The organism is Streptococcus sp. CF8-6, from assembly GCF_024295845.1.
GTDB lineage: Bacteria > Bacillota > Bacilli > Lactobacillales > Streptococcaceae > Streptococcus > Streptococcus oralis_BO.
In genome coordinates, this window is record NZ_JANCOF010000001.1 from 22,398 (window position 1) to 48,552 (window position 26,155).

Consider the following 26,155-nt stretch of genomic DNA (forward strand, 5'->3'; position numbering starts at 1 on the left):
TGCGCCGAGAAGCTAGAGTTTTTAAAATAGGTCATTTTCTTCTGGAAGGAGGATGGTTTCTCTGCCGTCCAGGTCTAAAACAAGGACCCTAGAAGGATAAAGCGGATCAAAAGGATGATTGAAATCAAAATCAATACTAGTCGGAAGGTGCTGGCTAGAAAAATGGAAGGTGATGGTCCCCTTATTGTTGAGCAGTTGAAACTCAAGTTCTTCTTCTAATTCAAAGACATTTTTCAGGAAATGATCGATAATATACCATAAAGAGTCAATGACATCATCAGGCAAGCTGGTCACGACACCAAAACTAGCGGAACGTCTCTGTGTATTTGTAAAAGCCATGTTTTCCTCCCCCTTTTATTTTCCTTATCATACAGCAAAATGTCTTAAAAATCAAGAAATCCTACTTGCTTTTTCAAAATGGGAATAAACTGTGAAATTTTTTCAAAGTTTCTCTAAAAAATACTTGAAAGTGTTTACAATAAGTGATAAAATGGAGTAAGTAGATGCGTGAAAGCGAAATTTTCATTATAGAAAGGAAACGGAATGAACACAGATGATACAGTAACGATTTATGACGTCGCCCGTGAAGCAGGAGTTTCGATGGCAACAGTTAGCCGTGTCGTTAATGGCAACAAGAATGTTAAAGAGAACACTCGAAAAAAAGTCCTAGAAGTGATTGATCGCTTGGACTATCGTCCAAATGCGGTAGCCCGTGGTTTAGCTAGCAAGAAAACAACGACAGTCGGAGTTGTGATTCCGAACATTACCAATGGTTATTTCTCAACACTTGCTAAGGGAATTGACGACATTGCTGAAATGTACAAGTATAACATTGTCCTTGCAAATAGTGATGAGGATGATGAAAAGGAAGTTTCAGTAGTTAACACTCTCTTTTCAAAACAAGTCGATGGGATTATCTTTATGGGCTATCACTTGACTGAAAAGATTCGTTCAGAGTTTTCTCGTTCACGGACACCGGTTGTTCTTGCTGGTACTGTGGATGTCGAACACCAACTTCCAAGTGTGAATATCGACTACAAACAAGCAACGATTGATGCTGTGAGTTACCTTCTCAAAGAAAATGAGAAAATTGCTTTTGTGAGTGGACCACTCGTCGATGATATCAATGGCAAGGTTCGTTTGATCGGTTACAAGGAAGCCTTGAAAAAAGCAGGACATTCTTATAGCGAGGGATTGGTCTTTGAATCAAAATACAGCTATGACGATGGTTATGCCTTGGCAGAACGCTTGATTTCATCACAAGCTACAGCCGCAGTTGTAACAGGTGATGAATTGGCGGCGGGTGTGTTGAATGGTTTGGCTGACCACGGTGTGTCTGTGCCAGAAGAGTTTGAAATCATTACGACAGATGACTCTCAGATTGCACGATTCACTCGTCCAAACTTGACTACTATTGCCCAACCTCTTTATGACCTAGGTGCTATCAGCATGCGTATGTTGACTAAGATTATGCATAAGGAAGAGTTGGAAGAACGTGAAGTTCTCCTGCCTCATGGTTTGACAGAACGTCGCTCTACACGAAAACGTAAATAGAAAAAATCAGGAAATCGTGAGATTTCCTGGTTTTGCTTTCTAGAGAAGGAGTTATACTCAATGAAAATCAAAGAGCAAACTAGGAAGCTAGCCGTAGGTTGCTCAAAGCACTGCTTTGAAGTTGTGGATAGAACTGACGAAGTCAGCTCAAAACATGGTTTTGAGGTTGTAGATGAAACTGACGAAGTCAGTAACATATATACGGTAAGGCGACGCTGACGTGGTTTGAAGAGATTTTCGAAGAGGATTAGCCTTCCATATAGTCTTTTAAGGCTTGTCCTTTTAGTCCAGCATTAAGGGCAATTAATAATTTGAGGCGAGCTTTTTGAGCGTTGAGTTCTTTGACAAAGAGAACGCCAGACTCTTGCAACTGAACCCCCCCACCTTGGTAGGCATAAACAGGTTCAGCAATACCGTTAAAGCACCGTGAGACCAAGGCGACTGGGATTCCTTTTTGGAGGAGATTTTCCAACTTTTGAGCTGTTTCTTTTGGGATATTACCTGCTCCGAAGGCCTGAATGACTAGGCCGTCCAGCTGTTCCAAGTCTAACATATCGATCAGCTCGTCTGTCATACCGGCATAGGCTGAGATGATGGGAACCAGACCCTGAATTTGTTCGAGATTAAAACGGACACGAGGTTCAGCCGTTTTGAAGTAGAGGATTTCTTGCTTCATGATGAGGCCAAGTGGTCCATGTGTTGGGGTTTGAAAGGTGCTGACGTTGGTTGTATGAGTTTTGGTAACATACTTGGCTGCGTGGATCTCATCGTTCATGACGACCAGCACACCTTTGTCGGCTGCTTTATCATCACTGGCAACTCGCAAAGCGCTCAGATAGTTATAAACACCATCGCTACCAAGTTCGTTTGAACTACGCATGGCCCCTGTTAGAACGATGGGGATAGGCGGGATTTTCATGGTATCAAGGAAGTAGGCTGTTTCTTCTAAGGTATCTGTACCATGTGTGATGACAACTCCATCATAGTTATCAGCTTCCTCTTTAATCTTATGATAGAGTGCAAGCATATGATTGGGTTTGATATGAGGGCTTGGCAGATTAAAAAAGTCTAGGGCATGAACCTCAATCCCTTCAAGCGGATTGGAAACATGGTTCATGGGATTTTCCTGGCTAGTTACAACGGCACCAGTGGCATCTGCTTGCATGGAAATAGTCCCACCTGTATGTAAAACAAGGATTTTCTTAGGCATGATTTAGTCACTCTTTCTGAAATGTGGTATAATCATTGTAACACAAAAGGGGAGAATGGGATAGGATGGAAGTCAAAGCTGTTTTTTTTGATATCGATGGAACGTTAGTCAACGATCGCAAGAGTGTTTTGGAATCCACTAAGGACGCGATTAAGATTGTTAAAGAGCAAGGGGTACTTGTCGGAGTAGCGACAGGACGAGGGCCTTTCTTTGTCAAGGAATTGATGGAAGACTTGGACCTAGACTTTGCGGTGACCTACAATGGCCAATACATTTTTAATAAAGAAAAGGTACTCTTTGCAAGTCCAATCGCTAAGTCAAGCCTACGTCAACTGATTGCTTATGCTAAAAAGGAGCGTAAAGAAATCGCTCTTGGAACCGAGCATGCTGTTGTTGGTTCGAAGATTATGTCATTTGGTCTCGGCTCCTTTTCCCAACTGGTTAGTCGTTTTATCCCGACTGTGCTGACAAGAACTGTTAGTCGCTCTTTTAATCGGATGGTCAGCAAGGCAGTTCCTCAAAAAGAAGACGACTTGCTTAACTTGATTAATCAACCCATTTATCAAGTTTTAATGCTGATGACGCCAGAAGAATCTGAGAAGGCAGCAGCTGATTTTGAAGATTTAAAATTAACTCGAAGCAATCCTTTTGCAGCAGATATCATCAATCAAGGGAATTCCAAACTAGAAGGTATTCGCCGAGTCGGGAAAGAATATGGCTTTGATCTCAACCAAGTCATGGCCTTTGGTGATTCCGACAACGATTTGGAAATGTTGGCGGGTGTTGGGATGTCGGTCGCTATGGGAAATGGCAGTAGCAGTGTCAAAGAAGTTGCCAAGCATATTACGGCAAGTAATCAACAAGATGGTATCCACAAGGCGCTCGAGCACTTTGGTGTTTTGGCTTCAGAAAAAGTGTTTGTCAGTCGAGACTACCACTTTAATAAGGTCAAAACCTTCCACCACATGATGGATGAACGAACTCAAGAAGAGCCACAGGCATGGGATGCTGAAGGTGCAACCCACCGCGCAGACTTTAAAATTGAAGAATTAGTAGAGTTTGTTCGCGCAGCAAGTTCTTCGGAGGAAGAATTCCAAAACTCCCTTGCAAGCATGCATAAGGCACTTGATAAGGCGGCAGAGAAAGTGGCGAAAAAGACACCTGCTAAGCAAAACTTGGTCGGTCAAGTGGATGCTTTGATCGACACACTGTATTTCACATACGGTAGTTTTGTATTGATGGGAGTAGATCCAGAACGTATTTTTGATATTGTCCATGAAGCAAATATGGGAAAGGTTTTCCCTGATGGAAAAGCTCATTTTGACCCAGTTACACACAAGATTTTAAAACCAGATGACTGGGAAGAAAAATATGCTCCGGAACCTGCCATCCGACAGGAACTACAACGTCAGTTTAAAGCTTATGAGCGACATAAAGAAAGAAAAAAATAGAAACAAAAAGGAGCTCAAGGCTCCCTTTTTTAATGACTACAATGTTTTTTCTCTTTCTCTCACGACTAGCAAATCAACTTTTGCATGGCGGAGAATGTACTCAGATGAAGATCCGACCAAGAGGCGTTCAAAGGCATTGAGCCCTGTTGCACCAACGAGAATCAGGTCAACATTTTCTGCGTCTGGAATAGTACGGGCAAGGAGGGTTTTTGGATTTCCCATTTCGATGACGATGTGAATATCGGTCACACCAGCATCTCTTGCGCGCTTTTCGTACTCCTTCATCAGACTTTCAGCATCGACTTGGAGTTCTTCGTAAACTTCAGCATCAAAGGTAGACACGCTTTGAAGAGCGCGTGTGTCGATAACATGGGCAATGGTGAGCTTGGATTCGTTGCGTAGAGCAGTGTAAACACCTTTGACGAAAGCCAAATCCGCTTCTTTAGAACCATCAATTGCGACCATAACATTTTGGTAACGTTGTGCCATAATGAAACCTCCTGAAATTTTCTTACTGTTATTGTAACCCTTTTCACTAAAGAAGTAAAGTAAAAATCATATTTCAATAAATATTATTGGAGATTCGATTTGGTGGAGATATGTTAAAATAAAAGAAAACGGGATAGTAGGAAACACAGCGAGGGGATGAGAAAGTATGAAAGATTTTGTTCAAGCTTCTAAAAAAATAAGTTTTCTTTATCATGGAATGATCCTTGCGTCACTTGTAGGTGAAGTAGTGATGCTTTGGCAGCTGGAAAGAGTCATGCCCGTTCTCTATCCAGGTTTTGTTGGATTTCTTCTCTTTCACCTAATCTACCACATCATTTTATTTGTGATTGCAAAGAGAAGTGGTCGCTTGGACTATTTGATCACGTGGGGGCTCTTTCTCATGTTTAATCTTTTGTATGACTCTTTTATAGCGCTGATCTTTCTAGGTTTGTCTTTTGGTATGTGAGAAAATACTTCTGTATTCTAGTTGTTTAGACGGTGAGAACCTAGTCGTTGTGAGTTTTTTTCTTTGCTTGCTCATTTCAGGAAACTTGTCGCAATCCCTTTCTAGTGGTATAATGTTACTATCTCGATGAATTGAGGAAACAAGATGAAAGAATATAACAAGTCTAGTAAGTTAGAGCACGTTGCCTATGATATCCGTGGCCCTGTTTTGGAAGAAGCCATGCGGATGCGAGCAAACGGAGAAAAGATTTTACGTCTGAATACAGGGAATCCAGCAGAATTTGGCTTTACAGCGCCAGACGAGGTCATTCATGACTTGATTATGAATGCGCGTGATAGTGAGGGATATTCTGACTCCAAAGGGATTTTCTCAGCCCGCAAGGCCATCATGCAGTATTGCCAACTGAAGAAATTCCCTAATGTGGACATTGATGATATCTACCTTGGAAATGGTGTCAGTGAGCTGATTGTTATGTCCATGCAAGGGCTTTTGGATAATGGCGATGAGGTCTTGGTACCTATGCCGGACTATCCTCTCTGGACAGCAGCGGTCAGCCTAGCTGGGGGAAATGCTGTTCACTATATCTGTGATGAAGCTGCAGAGTGGTACCCAGATATTGATGATATTAAGTCAAAAATTACTTCCAATACCAAGGCAATCGTCCTTATCAATCCGAACAACCCAACTGGAGCCCTTTATCCTAAGGAACTCTTGTTGGAGATTATTGAGATTGCTCGTCAGAACGATTTGATCATCTTTGCAGATGAGATTTATGACCGCATGGTGATGGATGGGCATGTGCATACGCCTGTGGCGAGCTTGGCACCAGATGTTTTCTGTGTCAGCATGAATGGTTTGTCAAAATCTCACCGTATCGCTGGTTTCCGTGTAGGATGGATGGTCTTGTCTGGTCCTAAGCACCATGTCAAGGGCTATATCGAAGGTCTCAATATGCTGTCCAATATGCGTCTTTGCTCTAACGTTTTGGCCCAGCAAGTCGTACAAACTTCACTAGGTGGGCACCAGTCAGTGGATGAATTGCTCCTTCCTGGTGGACGAATCTATGAGCAAAGAAACTTCATTTACAATGCCATTCAAGATATCCCAGGTTTGTCTGCGGTCAAGCCGAAGGCGGGTCTTTATATCTTCCCTAAAATCGACCGCAATATGTACCGCATTGATGATGATGAACAGTTCGTTCTTGATTTCTTGAAGCAGGAAAAGGTTCTCTTGGTTCATGGTCGTGGTTTTAACTGGAAGGAACCAGACCATTTCCGTATCGTTTACCTTCCTCGTGTGGACGAATTGGCGCAAATTCAAGAAAAGATGACACGTTTCTTGAGTCAGTATCGTAGATAAGGCTTTCATAGGGAAAAGCAGGAAACATTTCCTTAGAGCTATTGACAAATAGGTCAGAATCAGATAGAATAGTAAAGTATGTTTAGTAACTGATCACTTTATAGCCGGCTAAACGAATACAAAATCTATGAGGAGGTATTCATCGTGAAACGTACTTATCAACCAAGTAAACTTCGTCGTGCGCGTAAACACGGATTCCGTAACCGTATGTCAACTAAAAACGGTCGTCGCGTATTGGCAGCTCGTCGTCGTAAAGGACGCAAAGTTTTGGCTGCATAATCCAAACGAATTCAACAAAGAAGTCAGTAGGAACTCGAGTCTACTGGCTTTTCTTTTGATTTTAAAGAGTGCATTGTCCACGAAATCGGTCATTTTAGATGAAACTCATGGAGGGCTCATTTAAAAGGTCACATACAAAAAACTCAAAACCAGATATAAGTTACTGATTTTGAGTTTTTGTTTATTCTTTTAAGTGATAAGAGTAGCTAGCGACAACGACGTCTTCATGCCATCTGAGAGCGTATTTTAGTTTAAGGCTCATTTGATTGTGCAGGATATTTTGCCAAGGCTTGTTAGGAATAAATTGTGGTACAAGAACTGTAACGGTGTAGTTTTTTTGCTTAGCTTCTTGGGCGATTCGTTTGACATACTTAACGCTAGGGGTGATGATGTCGCGGTAGCTGGTATTGATATTCTTCAGAGTGATATTTGGGAAGTAATCGGCAAATTCCTGAAGAATTTCTTGGTCTTTTTCTGCCGTTTCTTTAGTAGAAATGTGCATGGCTAACACTTCGTCACCGATACTTTGAGCGTAGTTAATGGCTCCGACACTTACTCGAGTGACATTTCCTACTAGGACAAGGACAAGGTTGCCGTCGTAAGTGCGCTTTTCAATTCCTTCGTAGAGTCGCAGTTGTTTTGCCACTTTTTGGTAATGGCTGTGAATGGACAAAAAGAGGAAGGTTAAGACTAGGATAATTGGGAAGAATGGCCAGATATCACCCAGTCTGAAGAGGAGTAAAATGAGAACGATAGCATAACAAATGATGGCCCCAAGGATATTAGCAAAGGCAGGTTTTAAGAAGTTTGCTCCTTTTTCCTTTTTCCAATGGCGAATCATCCCAGTCTGAGAAAGGGCAAAGGGAACGAAGACCCCGATAGTATAAAGAGGAATCAAGCGTTCAGTATTGCCGTTAAAAATGAGAAGAAGGATCATAGCTCCAAAAGCCAGAGTTAAGATACCGTTGGAGTAGCCAAGACGATCCCCTTTTTCCATAAAGAGATGGGGCATGTACTTGTTTTTAGCCATATTGTAAGCCAGCATAGGGAAGGCTGAAAAGCCAGTATTTGCAGCTACGGCTAGAATCAAGGCTGTTGAGAACTGGAAGAGATAGTAGCTAGCATGACCAAAGAATGAATCACCAAGAATGCCCTTGGCCATTTGCGAGAGGATGGTTTCTCCATTTTGAGGTGTGATGCCCATCCAGTAGTTTAGGAAGGTAATGCCTGCAAAAAGAAATCCTAAAATCAGCGACATGATGGTCAGGGTCTGAGCAGCATTCTTTTCTTTCGGAGTTTTGAAAAATGGTACCGCATTTGAAATAGCCTCAACCCCTGTCAGAGAGGCAGAGCCACTGGTAAAGGCTCTCAATAGGAGAACGATGGAAAGGCTCGGAACAGTTTGTCCAATGGTTGAAGTCGCCTGATAGTTTAGGGAACCTGTAAATAGTTGAAAGAACCCATAAAGCAAGAGAAAGACGGTACTGAAGATAAAGAGGTAGACGGGAATCATCAGAGAGCTGGCAGATTCTTTCAATCCTCTTAAATTTAAGAGCATGAGCAGGCAGACTAGGAAAATAGAGATATGAAGATTATAGGGATGGAGGGCAGGGATGGCTGCAGTAATAGCATCAGCTCCAGAAGCGACGGATACGGCTACTGTCAGCATATAGTCAACAAGGAGGCTACCCCCTGCAATCAAGCCTAGTTCAGGGGATAGATTTTCCCGAGTGACCATATAAGCCCCACCACCTTGAGGATAGGCGTGAATGATTTGACGATAGGAAATGGTCAAACTAGCGAGCAGTAAGAGGACAAAAATACCGATAGGGAGGCTCCACCAAATAGCGAGAGGAGAGAGACTGACTAAAACGAGAATGACTTGTTCAGGTCCATAGGCAATAGAAGACAGGGCATCACTGGATAACATTGCAAGTGCCTGCATTTTTCCAAGTAATCCCCCTTCACCATCTGTGAGAGACTTGAGTGGTCGACCGATAAAGGTATATTTTAATTTTCTAAACATTTTCTTTTCCTTTGCTGAAAATTTCAATAAGTGTTATTATACTGCTTTGAAAAAAGGCAGTCAAGGGAGAATGATCGGTATTAGAATATTTTTACAAGCCGGGAGATGCTATTTTTGGTATAATAGATGGAAGAAAATGAGGTTAGAAGAGATGATTTTTGATACACATATCTAGAGTGTTTGGAGTACAGTTTAAGGACTCTTGACATTATTAAGGTATAAATTAACCATAAAACTAACCAAAGGAAAGTTAAAGTAGCATACAAAAAGAGGAATTCATTGAGAGTTCCTCTTTTAATCTATATTTTTGACAATTTCATTGAACAAAGAAATTATTTTTAATTTTTTTGTGTGAGATAAATCTGAGATGTTATCAATCAATGTAGTTATAGGGACGTAATTATTTGAGAGTGGAAAATTAAAGAAGTCTTCTACGGTCAGTCCTAAAGCAGTAAGCACTTTTTCAAGTGTGTGTATTTTAAAATCATATTTCATATTCTCAATGTTTTGTATTGCTTTAACACCTAGCCCTGCTTGATTGGATAATTGTTCTTGGCTAAGATTCTGTTCTTTTCTACATTCTCTTATACGTACTGCTATGTATTTTTGTAATTGATTAGCTTCCATCCGTAATTTCCTCTTTTGTATTATTCTACTATCCTTTATATGATTTTTTAAGTACAATTAACTATCTAAAAAGACGATGAAGGATAGCAAACTATACAATTTTGTGTTAAAATAGATAAAAAACAATACAATTGGAGTCGTAATATGACAGAAGAAATAGTTGTGTATAAATTACAAGAGTGGGACATGGGAAATGGTGAGAAGAAATATTCTCAGTTAGGTAGCTTAGAAGCTCATTATTATTTTGCAAAAAATAATGGTGGAAAAGTTTTATTTACGACAAAATCGGACTTGTACCAGAGAAATGTTGGTTATGTGTTACTAACATTGCCAAATGGAGAATACGGCTTTCTTTCTAAAATTATTGAAAAAGGAACCTATCCTAAACTCCCAGAAGATCCCTCGTATATGGTTCCAACAGAGTGGAGAAATATGAATGAAGAAATTGAAAAGCAGACCAATTTTAATTGGATTGCCTTAGAAGTTGTTTCAAAGATTATTGAAGGTATTGAAGGAATACCTAAAGTGCCTAGCCCTCAGTATATGTCAAAAGATGAATTTAATAATTTTTTAGGAGAATAGAATATGAAACTTGTCAAAATTTTTTTAAGTATACTATCAGTGGTAATTATATCAGGTTGCTATTCTAAAGATTCAAAGGATTCATTTGTAGAAATTGAATCAGTAAATAAGGAATTAAGTAAATCGGATATTGTATCAGGGAATTTTGAAACATTATCTGGTACGTGGTACAGTGAAGTGGGGAAAAATGAAAATCAAATGATTTTGACAATTGATAAGGAGGGAAATGCTAAAGTATTTAATAATAATAAAGAATTACAAAATAAGGGAAGTTTAGTTGTTGCAAATGACAATACTTTTGATAAAGGCTATTTAGTCATGAACGTAAAAGGTATAGTTGACGGAAAAGAACGTAATCTATATGCAGGTGGCCAAATGGGTCGAGAGCAAGAATATAGTAAATCTGATAGAAATTTATATTTTTTCCAAGGAAAATCAGAGTTCAACCGAGATGAAGTAGGATTTGACTTTTCAAGAGAGAATGAGAATGTTATCAAATATGATATACCGAAAAAAATAACAAAAGACACTCTGGTTTTTCAGGAAAATGAAAAACCTAAGGAAAAAGGTTATGGAAGACCAAATGCAATTAATTATACTGTTTTTCATAGAAAAAATGAAATGAATGAACAACCTACACCAATTAAATCAAATCTTAATATTGATGAAATCAAAAATCGTAATTTCTCTTCAATTGCTGGTAATTGGAGAAATCCTGATGGGCATTCATTTAAAGTATATTCGGAAGGTAGAGGTGAATCGGTTTTTAATGGAAGTACAAGACGTGGAGTCATTGAATTTTCTTCCGTACATGATGGTATTATAGCTGGTGATTTCGGGAAAAAGACTGAACAATGGGTAATACCGATTTACGCTAATGGAGATATTGGCAGAGAGGTAGATGGAGTTGATGGAAACAACATACAGATTATAAAATCTGGAGAGACTGTTGGAGCGACAAAAAATACTTTTCTTTATGATATCTTCGAATTACCAGATGGAGTACCACGTTTATCTGTTATAGACAGAGATATTTTAACGCTGACAGATCATTTTGATGAATATTTTGAGAGTCCGTCAATAGTATTTTTTAGAGAAAATGAGATGAAACAGTTTGCTGATGTTAAAAATGAAAACATTATGAATATTGATGGATTGGTAAAAGGAGATTTTTCTACTGTAGTTGGAACTTGGGGAGTTCCTGAAAATCAAGGTATCGGGAATAGGATAAAAATTGATGAAAAAGGAGTGCTGACTTGGATAGGTTCTAGATCAGCAGAACGAATAATACATGATGTGAAAAAGAATGCTGATAATAGTGGGATTGGAATATTTGGGAAAGAGTTTAATTGGGAAACAGTTACTCCATCAAACTACATTAATTTTATTCCTGCGGGTGTTGCTATTAAAGGCGAAGAAAATGGTGACAGTAATAAAGATCGTATTATTTTTGGATCTATTGAAAACCAGTCAGACAAAAAAATTCTTTATCGTTTAGATGAATGATTGAGTGAATAAAAAACGGAAAATATATTTGAAATTATATATAGTAAATGCATAGCAGTTATACGATTTTGTATAACTGCTATTTTTTTATACATCTGACTGTTTATATCTAAAATGACTACTAAGTTTTTTCCACTGGCGATAACGTGAGAAGACAAACTCTGTATGGTTGGTAAACCCGAGCAGGAGGTACCAACCTATGGTAGTTTTAACAAAAGTAGAACAACGTAGAGAAGAAGCAATTCAAAGAGCTTTACTTACTGACGATTGGAAAAAGGTAGATAACTTATTAAACCAGCCCTATGAGAATTCATGTAGAAAAGATCGATCTTATGGTATTTGTAGTTTAGATAGTAGATCAGGTGACACAGGTTCTTTATTAGATACGATAGCAGATTATAATGACCCGTTGTCTCTCTTAATTAAAAAAGAAGAAATTGCTATTATAAACGATGCTATTGAGAGTTTGTTGAGCGACAGAGACAGAGAAATTCTGTTTGGAGTTGTTTTTGAGAATAAATCATTCTCGCATCTTGCAAAGGAAGTTGGACTTAGTGACAAAACTGTCAAAAGACACTATGAGCGTATTAAAGAGATTCTACGAAAAGAATTACAAAATTTATAATCTCCTCCGAAGTTTTTAGAAATTTCTCCTTTTATATAAGGAGGTGATTTTAAAATGTTGCTATCTGTAATCGTCACAGTAATTAATTCGGTAAAGGTAGACGATTTACTTTTACATATAGAAAGAAGGTTTTGACTTATGGCACTTAAGAACTTATCTCATTTTACAGAGTTCAACGCTTCGTTATTCTTTGCTCAAAAAGAGTTGCGCTTTATTTCTGCCACAAGGTGGATAGAAAAAAGTGAAACTGGTTCAGAAATTGAAAAAGGTGTAAAAGTGGGCGTACTTATCTTTGCTGATGACAGTGACTATCCAAACGAAAAAAATAATATTGGAGAGCAACTCACTGTAAAAGTTCCGCTAGCATCGATGAAGGATTATGACTCGTATCAACCAATGCTCACAACTGTAGAAATTGTAGATATTGAGAAGGCAGTTGTTTACGGAGAATACCGTAACCAGCTTAGTTTGACTGCAAAAGTCAATGAAGTTGTCGAACTTTAAAGGAGGTCAATATGCCGTCGATTATCGAAGAAATACCTATGAAGATTTTTGAAGGTATTAAGGAAGTTTGTCATCTTTGTGGCAGAAGACTTCAGGAGTACCAGAGGAAAGTCCAGATAGAAGAAAATCAAAAAAACTGGAATAGATTTCTAGCTTCTACGCAAAATGTATTGGTAGAATTAGTGAAAGAAAATATTCAGGAAAATCAGTTTGCATATACACTAGTTCCAATTTACGAAGCTCAGGAAGTTGTTCAAGCCGATGGGAGCAAGTCAGTCCAGAGAGTGCACGTAGCAGATGAAAGAGTTCCTATATGTACAATGGATAACCATGGGATTCAAGAATTTGGAGCTAGGTGTGTAGTTTTTCGGTTTCAAATTTTTGGAAAGATAGATCCAGACGCTCTATTAAGAATAAAAGATACTTGGATCTTTTATTTGCAGAAATATGCTTTTCATGGTCTTGCTGATCTGTATGTAAAGGGTGGGTTGCGCTATCTAGCATTCATCATATGTAGTGACTTAGATAAACGAACGATAAAGGGGGCTTTGTTCAAACTGAAGCATCCGTGGTCTTAGATGGTTAATTTTATGCCGTGAAAGTTGTTGACAGTAGGCTAAGATGAATTAGACTGGTTGTGGTGGTACGGTGGAACTTTGTTCACCGTGCCAACACAATCAGTTTTATAATCTTAGGGTTCCTACTGTCAATAAACCATGGAATAAATTTAAACATCGTTAGCTTGACCCATTAACTTGATAAGCGTCAAACATTAGCACAACGAAAGGAGACATTATGAATCAAATTTTTCCCAATAAATTGGTAAAAGCCTATGTTTATGGTGATACCGTTGAAATGACTACCGCCAACGGTCAACAAGAACAAATTATCAAAGTGATAGAGGGCAAGCGTTATGTAAATCTTGAGACTGGAGAAATTCACGCTATGGATACTTCCGGTAGTACACGACTCGATAATTTGAAGTCTACTAAACAGACTATGAAAAAACTACGCCGTCTAGTAGCTCATAATTTTACGGGAGGTATCAACCAGTTATGGATAACGTTGACTTATCGAAACCATGTTACCGATCCGGCTATAGTTTACATGGATTTCAAAGCGTTCATTCGACGCATTCGTAATCAGTTTGGGAATGTTGATTATATTACGGTCATTGAACCACAAGCTAGTGGAAGGTGGCATTTGCATGTGTTATTAAAGAACGATTCCGAACTAACAATTCCTAACAATGACCTTGCCAAGATGTGGGGGAAAGGTTTTACAAAGACCAAGAGGTTAAAGAGAGCTGATAAGGTTGGGAATTATTTGATTGCTTATTTATCTAATTTGCAGATAGGTGATGAGGGTTCACAAAATAAATCCATTGTAAAAGGAGCTCGTTTATACATGTATCCAAAAGGAATTCGTATTTATCGTACAAGCAGAGGAATTGAAAAGCCTTTGGAAATTACAACAACAAAGGCTGAACTTATGAAAACTTATAAAATTAACAGTCCACCGACTTTTTCACGTACCACAAAACATGAAACTCATTATGGTGTGAAAGAATATACTACCGAGTTTTACGATAACATAAAAAGCTTGTCAGACACTTTTGGCGGAGCAACTGACAAGCTAAGTAGGTAATAAAAGAGAATGTCTTTTACCATCCCTATTATATCAAAAATAGGAGAAATTTATGGAAAATATATATAAAAGCAAGAAAGGGATTACGGAATTATTTGATGTTCCGTTAAAAACCTTAAACAATGATCTAACAGAAATGCGAAGAAATGAAAAATTCCAAGGATACATTTTGAAGCCTTCTCATAAGAGAGTATATATAAATGTTGAAGGTTATAAGGAATTTCTGCTTTATAAACAAAAGAAATATGAGGAAGCTATGTAGTTATGTTATAATTAAGCTATGCTACATAGCTTTCCTTTGCTTTAAAAGTACAAGGAGAAGAAATGTTTTTTAAAAAATTGGATAATGGTAAATACCGTTATTATGAGAAATTCTATCATGAACGAGAGGGAAAGTGGAAGCAAGTCTCTGTGACTCTAAAATCAAAATCTAGAGTTTCTCAAGCAGATGCAAAACGTCTTTTAGCGCTAAAAATCGAAAAACTTCTAACCGCCCCTACAAAAGAGGAAGTTGAAAAGAAACAACTAGAAGAAATGATTTTTAGTCAACTATTGGAAGAATGGAAAACGATTCGTTCCAGTGAGATAAAATCTTCTAGTTATAGAAGTGAGATGAAAAGTTTAGAGCTTTTCATGGGAGCAGTAGGAAATTTGAGAATATCAGATTACACCACTCAGCTAGTTCAAACATATCTAATGAATTTGAATGTTCAAAATTCAACAAGAAAAAATCGAAAAATATACTTGAATGGTATCTTTGATTATGCTGTAAAGGTCGGATATATTTCTGACTCACCAGTTAAAGGGGTGGTAATTCCGAAGCAGAAAGCGGACTATGAGAAGTTGCAAAAAGCAAAGGATAATTTCATTAGTAGAGAGGAACTAGGACAGGTTTTATCGTATTGTGAAAGTCACAATAAAGATAAGCGTTATGCTTTGGCAATGGAATTTATCTTTTTAACTGGTCTTCGTTTTGCAGAGTTTATAGGGGTTCGCTATCAAGATGTAAACTTCAAAGCGAATCTTCTAACAATTGATCATACAATAGATTATGTTGCTCATGGATATGATGATAGAATCTTACAGACAACGAAAACAGTAGGTTCTGTCAGGACGATTGTACTAAGTGAACGTTGCTTGGATATTATCGAGTACTTTCGTAGTAACTGTTTTGATGAGGAGTTCATTTTTGTGACTGAGCAAGGTAACATTATGAGACAGCCTTTGTTATATAGATTTATCAAAAATATTTGTGAAGTAGTGTTGGGTGGGCACAGATCCTATAATATTCACATGCTTAGACATTCGCATATTAGTTTATTGGCTGAACTAGGGATACCCATAAAGGCTATTATGGAGCGAGTTGGACATAGAGATGAATCTATCACTTTAAGGATCTATAGTCATGTAACAAAAAATATACAAGATGAATTGAGAGAGAAACTTAATCAAATTCATCTGTAGATGCTAACCATAGAACTAACCAAGTACTAACCAAAGTGAATAGAAACTAGGGGAAAGATAGGGAAGTATAGAAGAGAGGAAGTCTTTTCTTTTGGTAGCTAAGGAACATTGAGGAAAGAGAAGGAAATATAGTTTGGATATTTTTGATACGCACACACATTTAAATGTAGAAGAATTTGCAGGACGTGAGGCAGAAGAAATCGCCTTGGCTGCTGAGATGGGTGTGACACAGATGAATATTGTTGGTTTTGATAAGCCGACCATTGAACGAGCCCTGGAATTGGCAGATGAGTATGAGCAACTCTACGCAACTATTGGCTGGCATCCAACGGAAGCTGGCACTTACACAGATGAGGTCGAAGTTTACTTGCTTGAAAAGCTTAAGCATCCCAAGGTTGTTGCCTTGGGGGAGATTGGTCTGGACTACCATTGGATGACAGCATCTAAGGAAGTGCAGGAACAGGTTTTTCGTCGTCAGATTCAGCTGTCTAAGGATTTGAACTTGCCTTTTGTGGTCCACACTCGTGATGCGCTAGAAGATACTTATGAGATTATCAAGAGAGAGGGCGTTGGTCCTCGTGGTGGGATTATGCATTCCTTCTCAGGTTCTTTGGAGTGGGCTGAGAAGTTTGTCGAGCTTGGTATGACTATTTCTTTCTCAGGAGTGGTGACCTTTAAGAAAGCGACAGATATCCAAGAGGCTGCTAGGGAACTTCCTTTGGATAAGATTTTGGTAGAAACAGATGCCCCTTACTTGGCTCCTGTTCCTAAACGTGGTCGTGAAAACAAAACAGCCTACACACGCTATGTGGTGGACTTTATTGCCGCCTTGCGCGGGATGACGACCGAGGAATTAGCAGTTATAACAACTGCAAATGCAGAGCATATCTTTGGATTGGACAGCAAGTGATGAAAGAAAAAATTTCCCAAGTCATCGTGGTTGAAGGTCGCGATGATACGGCCAATCTCAAACGTTACTTTGATGTAGAGACCTATGAAACACGAGGTTCTGCCGTTAATGACCAGGATATAGAGCGCATTCAGCGCCTGCATGAATTGCATGGAGTCATTGTCTTTACAGATCCAGATTTTAATGGGGAGCGGATTCGGCGCATGATTATGACGGCCATTCCAACTGTGCAGCATGCCTTTCTCAAGCGAGATGAAGCTGTTCCCAAATCTAAGTCCAAGGGACGTTCTCTGGGAATCGAACACGCCAGCTATGAAGACCTAAAAACAGCGCTGGCTCAGGTGACAGAGCAATTTGAAAATGAGAACGAGTTTGACATCAGTCGTGGTGACTTGATTCGCCTAGGTTTCCTAGCGGGAGCAGACAGTCGTAGACGCCGAGAGTATCTAGGCGAACAGCTCCGCATCGGCTATTCCAACGGCAAGCAACTCCTCAAGCGGTTGGAGTTGTTTGGAGTAACCTTGGCAGAAGTGGAAGAAGTTATGACAAAATATTCAATTTAAAGGAGTAAAGAATGGAAAAAGTAATTATTACCGGTGGTAACAGTGGCATCGGTTATCAAGCTGCAAGGCAGTTAGCTGAGAAAGGGTGGTCAGTGACCCTATTTTGTAGGCGGCAAGAGGCTGCCGAGCAAGCTTGTGAGGAAATTCGTCAGCAGACAGGAAATCCACATGTAGATTATATCTTGGCTGATTTATCTGATATGAAGAGTGTCAGGAAAGCAGCGGAACAGTATATTCAAAAAGAAGAGACTTTGGATGTTTTAATTAACAATGCAGCGGATTTTGATTTATCGGTCAAAAAGCCAATCCTGACTAAGGAGGGATTAGAAAAGCAATTTGCGACCAATGTTGTTGCCCCTTTCTTGCTTTCTATCCTGTTGAAAGGTTTGTTGGAAAAGTCAGAGAGTGGTCGGATTATTAATATTTCTTCTCAAGGGCTGATGCTTTATCCTTTCATGAAGCTTGATTTTGAAAATTTAGCTGGTCAAAAACATTATAGTCCTGCCAAGACCTATTATCAGAATAAACTAGCCTTGTTGATGTTGTCGCTTTATATGCGGAAACATTGGAAAGGTATCAAGGTTCAGGCAATCCGTGTGACCAATGTCAAAGTAGATATGCGCCGCTATGATCACCTCAGCGCTTTTATGAAAAATCTTTATAAAATCAAGTCAAGATTTTCAATTAGTCCTGAAGAAATGGCCAAAGTCTACACAGCCTTATCTACAGAAGATGGATATGACGGTTTTTTGTATGACGAGAAATGCAGGGAAGTAAAAGCAAATAGATCTGCTTACGAAGAAGAAGAGCAAGCAAAACTCTATTCCTTACTTGAACAACTGACCTTTTCAAGAGACAATCTATAAAGAATTAGAAAAATAAATTTTATGCTTATTTCAATAGTGGAAAGAAATTTAGATATCGAAATCTGTTTGGAGAGTCCTGAAAAGTGATAACAATAGCCAGATAACCCAAAAATACAAAAGGAATGTGTTACAATAGAGGTACTTAGATTTATTTTGATAGCGTTAAAATAGAAGCTTATAAGGACAGTGCGAAATGAAAATTCGAGTTGATAGAGATTCTGTGTGTATGTGAGACGATGCATTGTCTCATGAGACAGAATTTGAGATTCCTGAAGAAATGACGGTGAAAGAATTTTTTGACTTTCTAGAAAAGGAACGTTATTTGCCGTCTGTTCAAGGAAACAATGTCGCTTGGGAACTCCGTAATCGAAATGGGGAACAAGGTGTTTATTTCACCAAAACACGAGAGATTATCCATCCAAATGCGGTCTTAAAAGAGATGCTGGAAGGAATTACTGAGACTCCCTTATTTGTTTTGCTCTATCATTATACTCCGGAAGCATATTATATTAGAAAAGAGAATAAATGAGAATTGCAGATTATAGCGTGACTAAGGCGGTGCTGGAGCGTCACGGTTTTACCTTTAAAAAGTCCTTTGGGCAAAATTTCCTAACGGATACCAATATTCTTCAAAAAATCGTGGATACAGCTGAGATTGATGATCAGGTTAATGTCATTGAAATCGGTCCAGGAATTGGTGCCTTGACAGAATTTTTGGCTGAGCGTGCGGCAGAGGTCATGGCTTTTGAGATTGACCACCGTTTGGTACCGATTTTAGCGGATACCCTGCGTGATTTTGATAATGTGACCGTAGTCAACGAGGACATTCTCAAAGTTGACTTGGCGCAGCATATCCAGAATTTCAAAAATCCAGACCTGCCAATCAAGGTGGTAGCCAACTTACCTTACTATATCACAACGCCTATTCTCATGCATTTAATCGAGAGTGGCATTCCTTTTAGTGAGTTTGTCGTTATGATGCAAAAAGAAGTGGCGGACCGTATCTCAGCACAGCCAAATACCAAGGCTTACGGTAGTTTGTCGATTGCTGTGCAGTATTATATGACAGCCAAGGTTGCCTTCATCGTGCCTCGTACAGTCTTTGTGCCAGCGCCAAATGTGGACTCAGCCATCTTGAAAATGGTGCGCCTTCCAGAGCCTGCCGTAGCAGTGAAAGATGAACAATTTTTCTTTAAAGTTTCCAAGGCTAGTTTCACTCATCGTCGCAAGACCTTGTGGAACAACTTAACAGGTTACTTTGGCAAGACTGATGAAGTCAAGGATAAGCTGACCAAGGCTTTGGAGCAGGCAGGCTTGTCACCAAGTGTGCGTGGGGAAGCTCTCAGCTTGGCAGAATTTGCCAGCCTAGCAGATGCGCTTAAAGGACAAGGACTCTAAGATGCAGGGACAAATCATTAAAGCCTTGGCGGGATTCTACTATGTGGAGAGTGATGGTCGGGTTTATCAGACACGTGCGCGTGGGAATTTCCGTAAAAAAGGCCATACACCCTACGTCGGGGACTGGGTGGATTTTTCTGCCGAGGAAAATTCAGAGGGCTATATCCTCAAGATACACGAACGGAAAAACAGTCTGGTTCGTCCGCCTATTGTCAATATCGATCAAGCTGTGGTAATCATGTCCGTCAAGGAACCGGACTTCAACAGCAACTTGCTGGATCGGTTCTTGGTTCTTTTGGAGCACAAGGGCATCCATCCCATTGTCTATATTTCTAAGATGGACTTGCTGGAAAATAGAGGAGAACTGGATTTTTACCAGCAGACTTACGGCGCCATTGGTTACGACTTTGTGACCAGTAAGGAGGAACTTTTGCCCTTGTTAACAGGCAAGGTTACGGTCTTTATGGGGCAGACAGGTGTTGGGAAGTCAACCCTTCTCAATAAAATCGCACCGGACCTTAATCTTGAAACAGGAGAAATCTCAGATAGTCTAGGTCGTGGTCGCCATACCACTCGAGCTGTTAGTTTTTACAACCTCAATGGAGGTAAAATCGCAGACACGCCAGGCTTTTCATCACTGGATTATGAAGTGTCAACGGCTGAAGACCTCAATCAGGCCTTTCCAGAGATTGCCAGTGTCAGTCGAGATTGTAAGTTCCGTAGCTGTACCCATACTCATGAGCCTTCTTGTGCGGTCAAGCCAGCAGTAGAAGAGGGTATCATTGCAACCTTCCGTTTTGACAACTACCTGCAATTCCTTAGTGAGATTGAAAATCGCAGAGAAACCTATAAAAAAGTCAGCAAAAAAATTCCAAAATAAGGAGAAACCTATGTCTCAATACAAGATTGCTCCGTCAATTCTGGCAGCAGATTATGCCAACTTTGAACGTGAAATCAAGCGCCTAGAAGCAACTGGGGCAGAGTATGCCCATATCGATATCATGGATGGGCACTTTGTACCACAAATCAGTTTTGGTGCAGGTGTGGTAGAAGCTCTTCGTCCTCATAGCAAGATGGTCTTTGACTGCCACTTGATGGTATCCAATCCTGAACACCACTTAGAAGACTTTGCGCGCGCAGGTGCAGACATCATCAGTATCCATGTGGAAGCAACACCTCATATCCATGGTGCCCTCCAAAAGATTCGTTCTTTGGGAGTGAAGGCTTCTGTTGTCATTAACCCTGGAACACCTGTGGAGGCAATCAAGCACGTTCTTCACCTAGTTGACCAAGTCTTGGTCATGACAGTTAACCCTGGATTTGGGGGACAAGCTTTTCTGCCTGAAACTATGGATAAGGTTCGTGAGTTGGTTGCCCTTCGTGAGGAAAAAGGCTTGAACTTTGAAATCGAAGTCGATGGTGGTATTGATGACCAAACCATTGCTCAAGCCAAAGAAGCTGGTGCAACCGTTTTTGTAGCGGGATCCTATGTCTTTAAGGGAGATGTCAATGAACGAGTGCAAACTCTCAGAAAACAACTGGACTAGGGTTGCCGTTTTTGCAGGCGGAGATCGTGGGCATTATCGGACGGATTTTGATTGCTTTGTCGGTGTGGACCGCGGTTCGCTATGGGTCTTGGAAGAAAACCTTCCTCTGGCTCTAGCAGTTGGCGATTTTGATTCGGTAACCACAGACGAACGTCAGTTAATTCAAGAACGTGCCCAACATTTTGTTCAAGCCCAGCCAGAAAAGGATGATACGGACCTGGAATTGGCTCTCTTAACCATCTTTGAACAAAGTCCTCAGGCCCAAGTGACTATTTTCGGTGCTTTGGGTGGTCGTATTGACCATATGCTGGCTAATGTCTTTCTGCCTAGCAATCCCAAGTTGGCACCCTATATACGCCAGATAGCGATTGAGGATGGGCAAAACTTGATTGCCTATTGTCCAGAAGGAACCAGTCAGCTAGAGCCCCGTTCAGACTACGATTATCTAGCCTTTATGCCAGTTCGGGATAGCCAGCTGACCATTCTTGGTGCCAAGTACGAATTGACAGAGGAAAATTTTTTCTTTAAAAAAGTATACGCTTCTAACGAATATATAGATAGGGAAGTTTCGGTGACTTGCCCAGATGGCTATGTCGTCGTGTTGCATAGCAAGGACAGGAGGTAGGATGGAGACTGTATTATTACTATTATTAATTGTCAACCTAGCTGGACTCTTTCTGATTTGGCAAAGGCAGGATAAGCAAGACAAGTACCTAGCCAAGAGTTTGGAGGATCAAGCAGATAACTTGTCAGATCAGTTAGATTATCGTTTTGACCAAGCTAGGCAAGCCAGTCAGCTAGATCAAAAAGACTTGGAAGTAGCTGTCAGCGATCGCTTGCAGGAAGTGCGAATGGAGTTGCACCAAGGCTTGACTCAAGTCCGTCAAGAAATGACAGATAATCTTTTGCAAACTAGGGACAAGACTGACCAACGCCTCCAAGCACTGCAAGAATCAAATGAGCAACGTTTGGAACAAATGCGCCAGACAGTCGAGGAAAAGTTGGAAAAGACATTGCAGACGCGCTTGCAGGCCTCCTTCGAGACAGTTTCCAAGCAACTAGAGTCTGTCAATCGAGGTTTGGGAGAAATGCAGACAGTTGCCCGCGATGTCGGTGCACTCAACAAGGTTCTCTCTGGAACCAAAACGAGAGGGATTCTGGGCGAATTGCAACTGGGGCAAATCATCGAAGACATCATGACCCCTGCCCAGTACGAACGAGAATTTGCAACGGTTGAAAACTCTAGCGAGCGAGTAGAGTATGCCATCAAGTTACCTGGACAGGGTGACCAGGAATATGTCTATTTACCGATTGACTCCAAGTTTCCATTGGCGGATTATTACCGCTTAGAAGAAGCTTATGAAGCAGGCGATAAGGACGAAATCGAACGCTGTCGCAAGTCACTCCTAGCAAGCGTCAAGCGTTTTGCCAAAGATATTAAGAGCAAGTACATAGCGCCACCTCGGACGACCAATTTTGGAGTCTTGTTTGTTCCGACAGAGGGACTTTACTCAGAAATCGTCCGCAATCCTATCTTCTTTGATGATTTGAGACGGGAGGAGCAGATTATCGTTGCAGGACCAAGTACCCTATCAGCCCTGCTCAATTCCCTATCAGTTGGCTTCAAGACTCTCAATATCCAGAAGAGTGCTGACCATATTAGCAAGACTCTTGCCAGCGTTAAGACCGAGTTTGGCAAGTTCGGAGGCATTCTGGTCAAGGCACAAAAGCATCTTCAACACGCCTCTGGCAATATTGATGAATTATTAAACCGTCGTACTACAGCTATCGAGCGGACGCTCCGTCACATTGAGTTATCAGAAGGTGAGCCTGCGCTTGATCTACTCCATTTCCAAGAAGATGAGGAAGAATATGAAGATTAGTCACATGAAAAAAGATGAGCTGTTTGAAGGTTTTTACCTGATCAAGTCAGCTGACCTGAGACAGACGCGTGCTGGGAAAAACTACCTAGCCTTTACCTTCCAAGACGATAGTGGCGAGATTGAAGGGAAACTCTGGGATGCCCAACCACATAACGTTGAGGCCTTTACCGCAGGGAAAGTGGTCCACATGCAGGGACGTCGAGAAGTTTACAACAACACTCCACAAGTCAATCAAATCACGCTTCGTTTGCCTCAGCCTGGGGAACCCAATGATCCAGCTGATTTCAAGGTTAAGTCGCCAGTTGATGTCAAGGAAATCCGTGACTACATGTCGCAAATGATTTTCAAGATTGAAAATCCTATCTGGCAGCGTATCGTTCGCAGTCTCTACACCAAGTATGATAAGGAATTCTACTCCTATCCAGCTGCCAAGACCAACCACCATGCCTTTGAAACGGGTTTGGCCTATCATACAGCAACTATGGTACGCTTGGCAGATGCCATTAGTGACATCTATCCTCAGCTCAACAAGAGTCTGCTCTATGCGGGGATTATGTTGCACGACTTGGCTAAGGTTTTAGAACTCAGTGGTCCTGATCAGACGGAGTACACAGTGCGAGGCAATCTCCTTGGACATATTGCTCTCATTGATAGTGAAATTACTAAGACAGTCATGGAACTAGGCATCGATGATACTAGAGAAGAAGTGGTGCTACTGCGCCATGTCATCCTCAGTCACCATGGCTTACTAGAGTATGGAAGTCCAGTCCGTCCACGCATTATGGAGGCAGAGATTATTCATATGATCGATAATCTAGATGCCAGCATGATGATGATGTCAACAGCTCTAGCTTTGGTGGACAAAGGAGAGATGACCAATAAAATCTTCGCTATGGACAATCGTTCCTTCTATAAACCAGATTTAGATTAATGATTTAAGAAAAACGAGCATTTTTTACGCAATAATGTTCGTTTTTTTATGTGAATGTGGTATAATGGATAAAATATCAAAATTAAATGGAATGGTAAATAAAAATGAAATTAAGAAGAAGTGATCGGATGGTTGTCATTTCCAACTATTTGATTAATAATCCATACAAACTAACAAGTCTCAATACCTTTGCAGAAAAGTACGAATCTGCTAAATCATCGATTTCAGAGGATATCGTGATTATCAAGCGTGCCTTTGAAGAAATTGAAATCGGTCATATTCAGACTGTGACTGGAGCAGGTGGTGGCGTTATCTTTACACCATCAATCTCAAGCCATGAAGCCAAAGAAATGATCGCAGACTTGCGTGACAAACTTTCAGAAAGCGACCGTATCTTGCCAGGTGGCTACATCTACCTGTCTGATTTGCTCAGTACACCTGCCATTTTGAAAAATATTGGGCGTATCATTGCCAAGAGCTTTATGGACCAAAAAATCGATGCCGTTATGACAGTAGCAACTAAAGGGGTTCCACTTGCAAATGCAGTTGCCAATGTCCTCAATGTTCCATTTGTCATTGTGCGCCGTGACTTGAAGATTACCGAAGGTTCAACGGTCAGCGTCAACTATGTTTCAGGTTCAAGTGGTGACCGTATTGAGAAAATGTTCCTTTCAAAACGCAGTCTCAAGGCAGGCAGTCGTGTCTTGATCGTGGATGACTTCTTGAAAGGTGGCGGAACTGTCAACGGGATGATTAGTCTCTTGCGTGAGTTTGACTCTGAACTGGCTGGTGTCGCAGTCTTTGCAGACAATGCCCAAGAAGAACGTGAAAAGCAGTTTGATTACAAGTCACTCTTGAAAGTAACCAATATTGATGTTAAGAACCAATCTATCGATGTTGAGATTGGAAATATCTTTGACGAAGACAAATAAGAGATAGAGCTAAAGGTTGGAACGATTGTCCCAGCCTTTCTTTGCAAACAGAATAGAAGGATGCTTATGAAAACACCATTTATCAGCCGAGAAGATTTAGAAACAATTGTTGCAGAGTTCCCGACTCCCTTCCACTTGTATGACGAGAAGGGGATTCGTGAAAAAGCAAGAGCCGTCAACCAGGCCTTTTCTTGGAATAAGGGTTTTAAGGAATATTTTGCAGTTAAGGCTACTCCAACCCCAGCCATCTTGAAAATTCTCAAAGAGGAAGATTGCGGTGTGGACTGTTCTAGTTACGTGGAGCTCTTGATGAGCCATAAACTGGATTTTCCCGGTTCTGATATCATGTTCTCTTCAAATAATACGCCAGACAAGGAGTACGCTTATGCGCGCGAATTGGGTGCAACCATTAATTTGGATGCCTTTGAAGATATTGAACATCTAGAGCGTGCAGCTGGCATTCCAGAAATCATCTCTTGTCGTTACAATCCTGGTGGCGTTTTTGAGCTGGGGACAGACATTATGGACAATCCTGGAGAAGCCAAGTTTGGGATGACCAAGGACCAGCTTTTTGAAGCCTTTGCCATCTTGAAGGAAAAAGGAGCCAAGACTTTTGGGATTCACTCTTTCCTAGCATCCAATACCGTCACCCATCTCTACTACCCAGAGTTGGCGCGTCAGCTTTTTGAATTAGCCGTTGAAATCAAGGAAAAGTTGGGCATTTCACTAGACTTTATCAATCTTTCCGGCGGTATTGGTGTCAACTATCGTCCAGACCAGGAGCCAAATGACATCGCTGTGATTGGTGAAGGGGTGCGTAAGGTGTATGAGGAAGTCCTTACACCTGCAGGTCTTGGTCAGGTCAAGATTTTTACTGAATTGGGTCGTTTTATGTTAGCCCCTCACGGAGCTCTCGTCACAAAAGTCACCCATAAGAAAAAAACTTACCGTACCTATCTGGGGGTGGATGCCTCGGCAGTCAACCTCATGCGCCCAGCCATGTATGGAGCCTACCACCATATCACCAATCTGACCCATCCAGACGGACCTGTTGAGGTGGTAGATGTGGTTGGTTCACTCTGTGAAAACAATGATAAATTTGCAGTGAACCGCGAACTACCTCATACAGAAATCGGTGATTTGCTGGTGATTCATGATACAGGTGCACATGGGTTCTCCATGGGTTACCAGTACAATGCCAAACTACGCTCGGCAGAAATCCTCTATACCGAAGAAGGAAAAGCCCGTCAAATCCGCCGTGCAGAGCGCCCTGAGGACTATTTTGCAACCTTGTATGGTTTTGATTTTGAATCGGATCATTAAAAAAATTGAAAAT

The 26,155-nt window shown here is 40.6% G+C and carries 30 protein-coding genes; 25 read left to right on the forward strand and 5 right to left on the reverse strand.

Features of this window, described 5'->3' with window-relative positions; genetic code table 11:
- Window positions 1-21: 21 nt before the first annotated feature.
- Window positions 22-339 carry a DUF960 domain-containing protein gene (locus NML69_RS00095; protein WP_000886048.1) on the reverse strand — a complete coding sequence of 106 codons (318 nt, stop codon included), beginning with the start codon at window positions 337-339 and terminating at the stop codon, window positions 22-24.
- A gap of 204 nt (window positions 340-543) precedes the next feature.
- On the opposite strand from NML69_RS00095, the gene ccpA reads away from it, so the two are divergent.
- A complete protein-coding gene (ccpA, locus tag NML69_RS00100) occupies window positions 544-1,554 on the forward strand; it encodes a catabolite control protein A (protein ID WP_001090635.1) in 1,011 nt (336 codons plus the stop codon).
- Window positions 1,555-1,801: 247 nt separating this feature from the next.
- Here ccpA and NML69_RS00105 read toward each other — a convergent pair whose 3' ends face one another.
- Window positions 1,802-2,764 (reverse strand): asparaginase, encoded by a 963-nt coding sequence (locus NML69_RS00105; protein ID WP_198460166.1) that lies wholly within the window; start codon window positions 2,762-2,764, stop codon window positions 1,802-1,804.
- Window positions 2,765-2,829: 65 nt separating this feature from the next.
- Between NML69_RS00105 and NML69_RS00110 the strand changes: the two genes are divergently transcribed.
- Complete coding sequence (locus NML69_RS00110; RefSeq protein ID WP_198460165.1) at window positions 2,830-4,215, forward strand: Cof-type HAD-IIB family hydrolase; 1,386 nt, start codon at window positions 2,830-2,832, stop codon at window positions 4,213-4,215.
- Between the two features lie 36 nt (window positions 4,216-4,251).
- Here NML69_RS00110 and NML69_RS00115 read toward each other — a convergent pair whose 3' ends face one another.
- Entirely contained in the window at window positions 4,252-4,704 is a 453-nt protein-coding gene (locus tag NML69_RS00115; RefSeq protein ID WP_000079161.1) for a universal stress protein, read from the reverse strand.
- 166 nt (window positions 4,705-4,870) lie between these two features.
- Here NML69_RS00115 and NML69_RS00120 point away from each other — a divergent pair, with 166 nt between their 5' ends.
- From NML69_RS00120 to rpmH, 3 genes are all read left to right on the forward strand, one after another.
- Complete coding sequence (locus NML69_RS00120) at window positions 4,871-5,170, forward strand: hypothetical protein (protein ID WP_254724944.1); 300 nt, start codon at window positions 4,871-4,873, stop codon at window positions 5,168-5,170.
- A 144-nt stretch (window positions 5,171-5,314) separates the two neighbouring features.
- Window positions 5,315-6,529: a pyridoxal phosphate-dependent aminotransferase gene (locus NML69_RS00125; protein ID WP_000666454.1), complete on the forward strand. Its 1,215-nt coding sequence runs from the start codon at window positions 5,315-5,317 to the stop codon at window positions 6,527-6,529.
- 144 nt (window positions 6,530-6,673) lie between these two features.
- The gene (gene rpmH / locus NML69_RS00130; RefSeq protein ID WP_000831905.1) at window positions 6,674-6,808 is read left to right on the forward strand and encodes a 50S ribosomal protein L34; all 135 of its coding nucleotides are present in this window, start codon (window positions 6,674-6,676) and stop codon (window positions 6,806-6,808) included.
- A 181-nt stretch (window positions 6,809-6,989) separates the two neighbouring features.
- On the opposite strand, the gene NML69_RS00135 is transcribed toward rpmH, so the two are convergent.
- Window positions 6,990-8,834 carry an APC family permease gene (locus NML69_RS00135; RefSeq protein ID WP_000488831.1) on the reverse strand — a complete coding sequence of 615 codons (1,845 nt, stop codon included), beginning with the start codon at window positions 8,832-8,834 and terminating at the stop codon, window positions 6,990-6,992.
- Window positions 8,835-9,128: 294 nt separating this feature from the next.
- The gene (locus NML69_RS00140) at window positions 9,129-9,461 is read right to left on the reverse strand and encodes a helix-turn-helix domain-containing protein (RefSeq protein ID WP_045614737.1); all 333 of its coding nucleotides are present in this window, start codon (window positions 9,459-9,461) and stop codon (window positions 9,129-9,131) included.
- A gap of 144 nt (window positions 9,462-9,605) precedes the next feature.
- On the opposite strand from NML69_RS00140, the gene NML69_RS00145 reads away from it, so the two are divergent.
- From NML69_RS00145 to NML69_RS00240, 20 genes are all read left to right on the forward strand, one after another.
- Entirely contained in the window at window positions 9,606-10,043 is a 438-nt protein-coding gene (locus NML69_RS00145) for a hypothetical protein (RefSeq protein ID WP_254724945.1), read from the forward strand.
- 3 nt (window positions 10,044-10,046) lie between these two features.
- A complete protein-coding gene (locus NML69_RS00150) occupies window positions 10,047-11,549 on the forward strand; it encodes a hypothetical protein (RefSeq protein ID WP_254724946.1) in 1,503 nt (500 codons plus the stop codon).
- Window positions 11,550-11,748: 199 nt separating this feature from the next.
- Entirely contained in the window at window positions 11,749-12,174 is a 426-nt protein-coding gene (locus tag NML69_RS00155; protein WP_254724947.1) for a sigma-70 family RNA polymerase sigma factor, read from the forward strand.
- 138 nt (window positions 12,175-12,312) lie between these two features.
- On the forward strand, window positions 12,313-12,678 hold the full coding sequence (locus NML69_RS00160; RefSeq protein ID WP_254724948.1) for a hypothetical protein: 366 nt from the start codon (window positions 12,313-12,315) through the stop codon (window positions 12,676-12,678).
- Window positions 12,679-12,689: 11 nt separating this feature from the next.
- A complete protein-coding gene (locus NML69_RS00165; RefSeq protein ID WP_254724949.1) occupies window positions 12,690-13,256 on the forward strand; it encodes a hypothetical protein in 567 nt (188 codons plus the stop codon).
- Window positions 13,257-13,473: 217 nt separating this feature from the next.
- Window positions 13,474-14,325: a replicative protein gene (locus NML69_RS00170; RefSeq protein WP_254724950.1), complete on the forward strand. Its 852-nt coding sequence runs from the start codon at window positions 13,474-13,476 to the stop codon at window positions 14,323-14,325.
- A 52-nt stretch (window positions 14,326-14,377) separates the two neighbouring features.
- A complete protein-coding gene (locus tag NML69_RS00175) occupies window positions 14,378-14,587 on the forward strand; it encodes a hypothetical protein (RefSeq protein WP_045614723.1) in 210 nt (69 codons plus the stop codon).
- A gap of 62 nt (window positions 14,588-14,649) precedes the next feature.
- Window positions 14,650-15,789 carry a site-specific integrase gene (locus tag NML69_RS00180; protein WP_254724951.1) on the forward strand — a complete coding sequence of 380 codons (1,140 nt, stop codon included), beginning with the start codon at window positions 14,650-14,652 and terminating at the stop codon, window positions 15,787-15,789.
- A gap of 139 nt (window positions 15,790-15,928) precedes the next feature.
- Window positions 15,929-16,699 (forward strand): TatD family hydrolase, encoded by a 771-nt coding sequence (locus NML69_RS00185; RefSeq protein ID WP_254725316.1) that lies wholly within the window; start codon window positions 15,929-15,931, stop codon window positions 16,697-16,699.
- The gene (rnmV, locus tag NML69_RS00190; protein ID WP_254724952.1) at window positions 16,699-17,262 is read left to right on the forward strand and encodes a ribonuclease M5; all 564 of its coding nucleotides are present in this window, start codon (window positions 16,699-16,701) and stop codon (window positions 17,260-17,262) included. The genes NML69_RS00185 and rnmV overlap by 1 nt, the downstream gene beginning before the upstream one ends.
- Window positions 17,263-17,273: 11 nt before the next feature.
- Window positions 17,274-18,128 (forward strand): SDR family NAD(P)-dependent oxidoreductase, encoded by an 855-nt coding sequence (locus NML69_RS00195; RefSeq protein WP_254724953.1) that lies wholly within the window; start codon window positions 17,274-17,276, stop codon window positions 18,126-18,128.
- Window positions 18,129-18,405: 277 nt separating this feature from the next.
- Window positions 18,406-18,657 carry a hypothetical protein gene (locus NML69_RS00200; protein WP_254725317.1) on the forward strand — a complete coding sequence of 84 codons (252 nt, stop codon included), beginning with the start codon at window positions 18,406-18,408 and terminating at the stop codon, window positions 18,655-18,657.
- Entirely contained in the window at window positions 18,654-19,526 is an 873-nt protein-coding gene (gene rsmA / locus NML69_RS00205) for a 16S rRNA (adenine(1518)-N(6)/adenine(1519)-N(6))-dimethyltransferase RsmA (RefSeq protein WP_254724954.1), read from the forward strand. The genes NML69_RS00200 and rsmA overlap by 4 nt, the downstream gene beginning before the upstream one ends.
- Window position 19,527: 1 nt before the next feature.
- Window positions 19,528-20,406, forward strand: coding sequence for a ribosome small subunit-dependent GTPase A (gene rsgA / locus NML69_RS00210; RefSeq protein WP_254725318.1), 879 nt, complete (start codon window positions 19,528-19,530; stop codon window positions 20,404-20,406).
- Between the two features lie 10 nt (window positions 20,407-20,416).
- The gene (gene rpe, locus NML69_RS00215) at window positions 20,417-21,073 is read left to right on the forward strand and encodes a ribulose-phosphate 3-epimerase (protein ID WP_254724955.1); all 657 of its coding nucleotides are present in this window, start codon (window positions 20,417-20,419) and stop codon (window positions 21,071-21,073) included.
- Window positions 21,036-21,698: a thiamine diphosphokinase gene (locus NML69_RS00220; protein ID WP_254724956.1), complete on the forward strand. Its 663-nt coding sequence runs from the start codon at window positions 21,036-21,038 to the stop codon at window positions 21,696-21,698. The genes rpe and NML69_RS00220 overlap by 38 nt, the downstream gene beginning before the upstream one ends.
- Window position 21,699: 1 nt before the next feature.
- Window positions 21,700-22,956 carry a DNA recombination protein RmuC gene (rmuC, locus tag NML69_RS00225; RefSeq protein ID WP_254724957.1) on the forward strand — a complete coding sequence of 419 codons (1,257 nt, stop codon included), beginning with the start codon at window positions 21,700-21,702 and terminating at the stop codon, window positions 22,954-22,956.
- The gene (locus NML69_RS00230; RefSeq protein ID WP_254724958.1) at window positions 22,946-23,887 is read left to right on the forward strand and encodes a 3'-5' exoribonuclease YhaM family protein; all 942 of its coding nucleotides are present in this window, start codon (window positions 22,946-22,948) and stop codon (window positions 23,885-23,887) included. The genes rmuC and NML69_RS00230 overlap by 11 nt, the downstream gene beginning before the upstream one ends.
- A 104-nt stretch (window positions 23,888-23,991) precedes the next feature.
- The gene (purR, locus tag NML69_RS00235; RefSeq protein WP_002874197.1) at window positions 23,992-24,819 is read left to right on the forward strand and encodes a pur operon repressor; all 828 of its coding nucleotides are present in this window, start codon (window positions 23,992-23,994) and stop codon (window positions 24,817-24,819) included.
- A gap of 66 nt (window positions 24,820-24,885) precedes the next feature.
- Window positions 24,886-26,142 carry a diaminopimelate decarboxylase gene (locus tag NML69_RS00240; RefSeq protein ID WP_254724959.1) on the forward strand — a complete coding sequence of 419 codons (1,257 nt, stop codon included), beginning with the start codon at window positions 24,886-24,888 and terminating at the stop codon, window positions 26,140-26,142.
- Window positions 26,143-26,155: the final 13 nt, after the last annotated feature.

Excerpts from the sequence above, each read along its gene's own strand:
- NML69_RS00095 (WP_000886048.1), bottom strand. The coding sequence starts at position 339 with ATGGCTTTTACAAATACACAGAGACGTTCCGCTAGTTTTGGTGTCGTG.
- ccpA (WP_001090635.1), top strand. The coding sequence starts at position 544 with ATGAACACAGATGATACAGTAACGATTTATGACGTCGCCCGTGAAGCA.
- NML69_RS00105 (WP_198460166.1), bottom strand. The coding sequence starts at position 2,764 with ATGCCTAAGAAAATCCTTGTTTTACATACAGGTGGGACTATTTCCATG.
- NML69_RS00110 (WP_198460165.1), top strand. The coding sequence starts at position 2,830 with ATGGAAGTCAAAGCTGTTTTTTTTGATATCGATGGAACGTTAGTCAAC.
- NML69_RS00115 (WP_000079161.1), bottom strand. The coding sequence starts at position 4,704 with ATGGCACAACGTTACCAAAATGTTATGGTCGCAATTGATGGTTCTAAA.
- NML69_RS00120 (WP_254724944.1), top strand. The coding sequence starts at position 4,871 with ATGAAAGATTTTGTTCAAGCTTCTAAAAAAATAAGTTTTCTTTATCAT.
- NML69_RS00125 (WP_000666454.1), top strand. The coding sequence starts at position 5,315 with ATGAAAGAATATAACAAGTCTAGTAAGTTAGAGCACGTTGCCTATGAT.
- NML69_RS00135 (WP_000488831.1), bottom strand. The coding sequence starts at position 8,834 with ATGTTTAGAAAATTAAAATATACCTTTATCGGTCGACCACTCAAGTCT.
- NML69_RS00140 (WP_045614737.1), bottom strand. The coding sequence starts at position 9,461 with ATGGAAGCTAATCAATTACAAAAATACATAGCAGTACGTATAAGAGAA.
- NML69_RS00145 (WP_254724945.1), top strand. The coding sequence starts at position 9,606 with ATGACAGAAGAAATAGTTGTGTATAAATTACAAGAGTGGGACATGGGA.
- NML69_RS00150 (WP_254724946.1), top strand. The coding sequence starts at position 10,047 with ATGAAACTTGTCAAAATTTTTTTAAGTATACTATCAGTGGTAATTATA.
- NML69_RS00155 (WP_254724947.1), top strand. The coding sequence starts at position 11,749 with ATGGTAGTTTTAACAAAAGTAGAACAACGTAGAGAAGAAGCAATTCAA.
- NML69_RS00160 (WP_254724948.1), top strand. The coding sequence starts at position 12,313 with ATGGCACTTAAGAACTTATCTCATTTTACAGAGTTCAACGCTTCGTTA.
- NML69_RS00165 (WP_254724949.1), top strand. The coding sequence starts at position 12,690 with ATGCCGTCGATTATCGAAGAAATACCTATGAAGATTTTTGAAGGTATT.
- NML69_RS00170 (WP_254724950.1), top strand. The coding sequence starts at position 13,474 with ATGAATCAAATTTTTCCCAATAAATTGGTAAAAGCCTATGTTTATGGT.
- NML69_RS00175 (WP_045614723.1), top strand. The coding sequence starts at position 14,378 with ATGGAAAATATATATAAAAGCAAGAAAGGGATTACGGAATTATTTGAT.
- NML69_RS00180 (WP_254724951.1), top strand. The coding sequence starts at position 14,650 with ATGTTTTTTAAAAAATTGGATAATGGTAAATACCGTTATTATGAGAAA.
- rnmV (WP_254724952.1), top strand. The coding sequence starts at position 16,699 with ATGAAAGAAAAAATTTCCCAAGTCATCGTGGTTGAAGGTCGCGATGAT.
- NML69_RS00195 (WP_254724953.1), top strand. The coding sequence starts at position 17,274 with ATGGAAAAAGTAATTATTACCGGTGGTAACAGTGGCATCGGTTATCAA.
- NML69_RS00200 (WP_254725317.1), top strand. The coding sequence starts at position 18,406 with ATGACGGTGAAAGAATTTTTTGACTTTCTAGAAAAGGAACGTTATTTG.
- rsmA (WP_254724954.1), top strand. The coding sequence starts at position 18,654 with ATGAGAATTGCAGATTATAGCGTGACTAAGGCGGTGCTGGAGCGTCAC.
- rsgA (WP_254725318.1), top strand. The coding sequence starts at position 19,528 with ATGCAGGGACAAATCATTAAAGCCTTGGCGGGATTCTACTATGTGGAG.
- rpe (WP_254724955.1), top strand. The coding sequence starts at position 20,417 with ATGTCTCAATACAAGATTGCTCCGTCAATTCTGGCAGCAGATTATGCC.
- NML69_RS00220 (WP_254724956.1), top strand. The coding sequence starts at position 21,036 with ATGAACGAGTGCAAACTCTCAGAAAACAACTGGACTAGGGTTGCCGTT.
- rmuC (WP_254724957.1), top strand. The coding sequence starts at position 21,700 with ATGGAGACTGTATTATTACTATTATTAATTGTCAACCTAGCTGGACTC.
- NML69_RS00230 (WP_254724958.1), top strand. The coding sequence starts at position 22,946 with ATGAAGATTAGTCACATGAAAAAAGATGAGCTGTTTGAAGGTTTTTAC.
- purR (WP_002874197.1), top strand. The coding sequence starts at position 23,992 with ATGAAATTAAGAAGAAGTGATCGGATGGTTGTCATTTCCAACTATTTG.
- NML69_RS00240 (WP_254724959.1), top strand. The coding sequence starts at position 24,886 with ATGAAAACACCATTTATCAGCCGAGAAGATTTAGAAACAATTGTTGCA.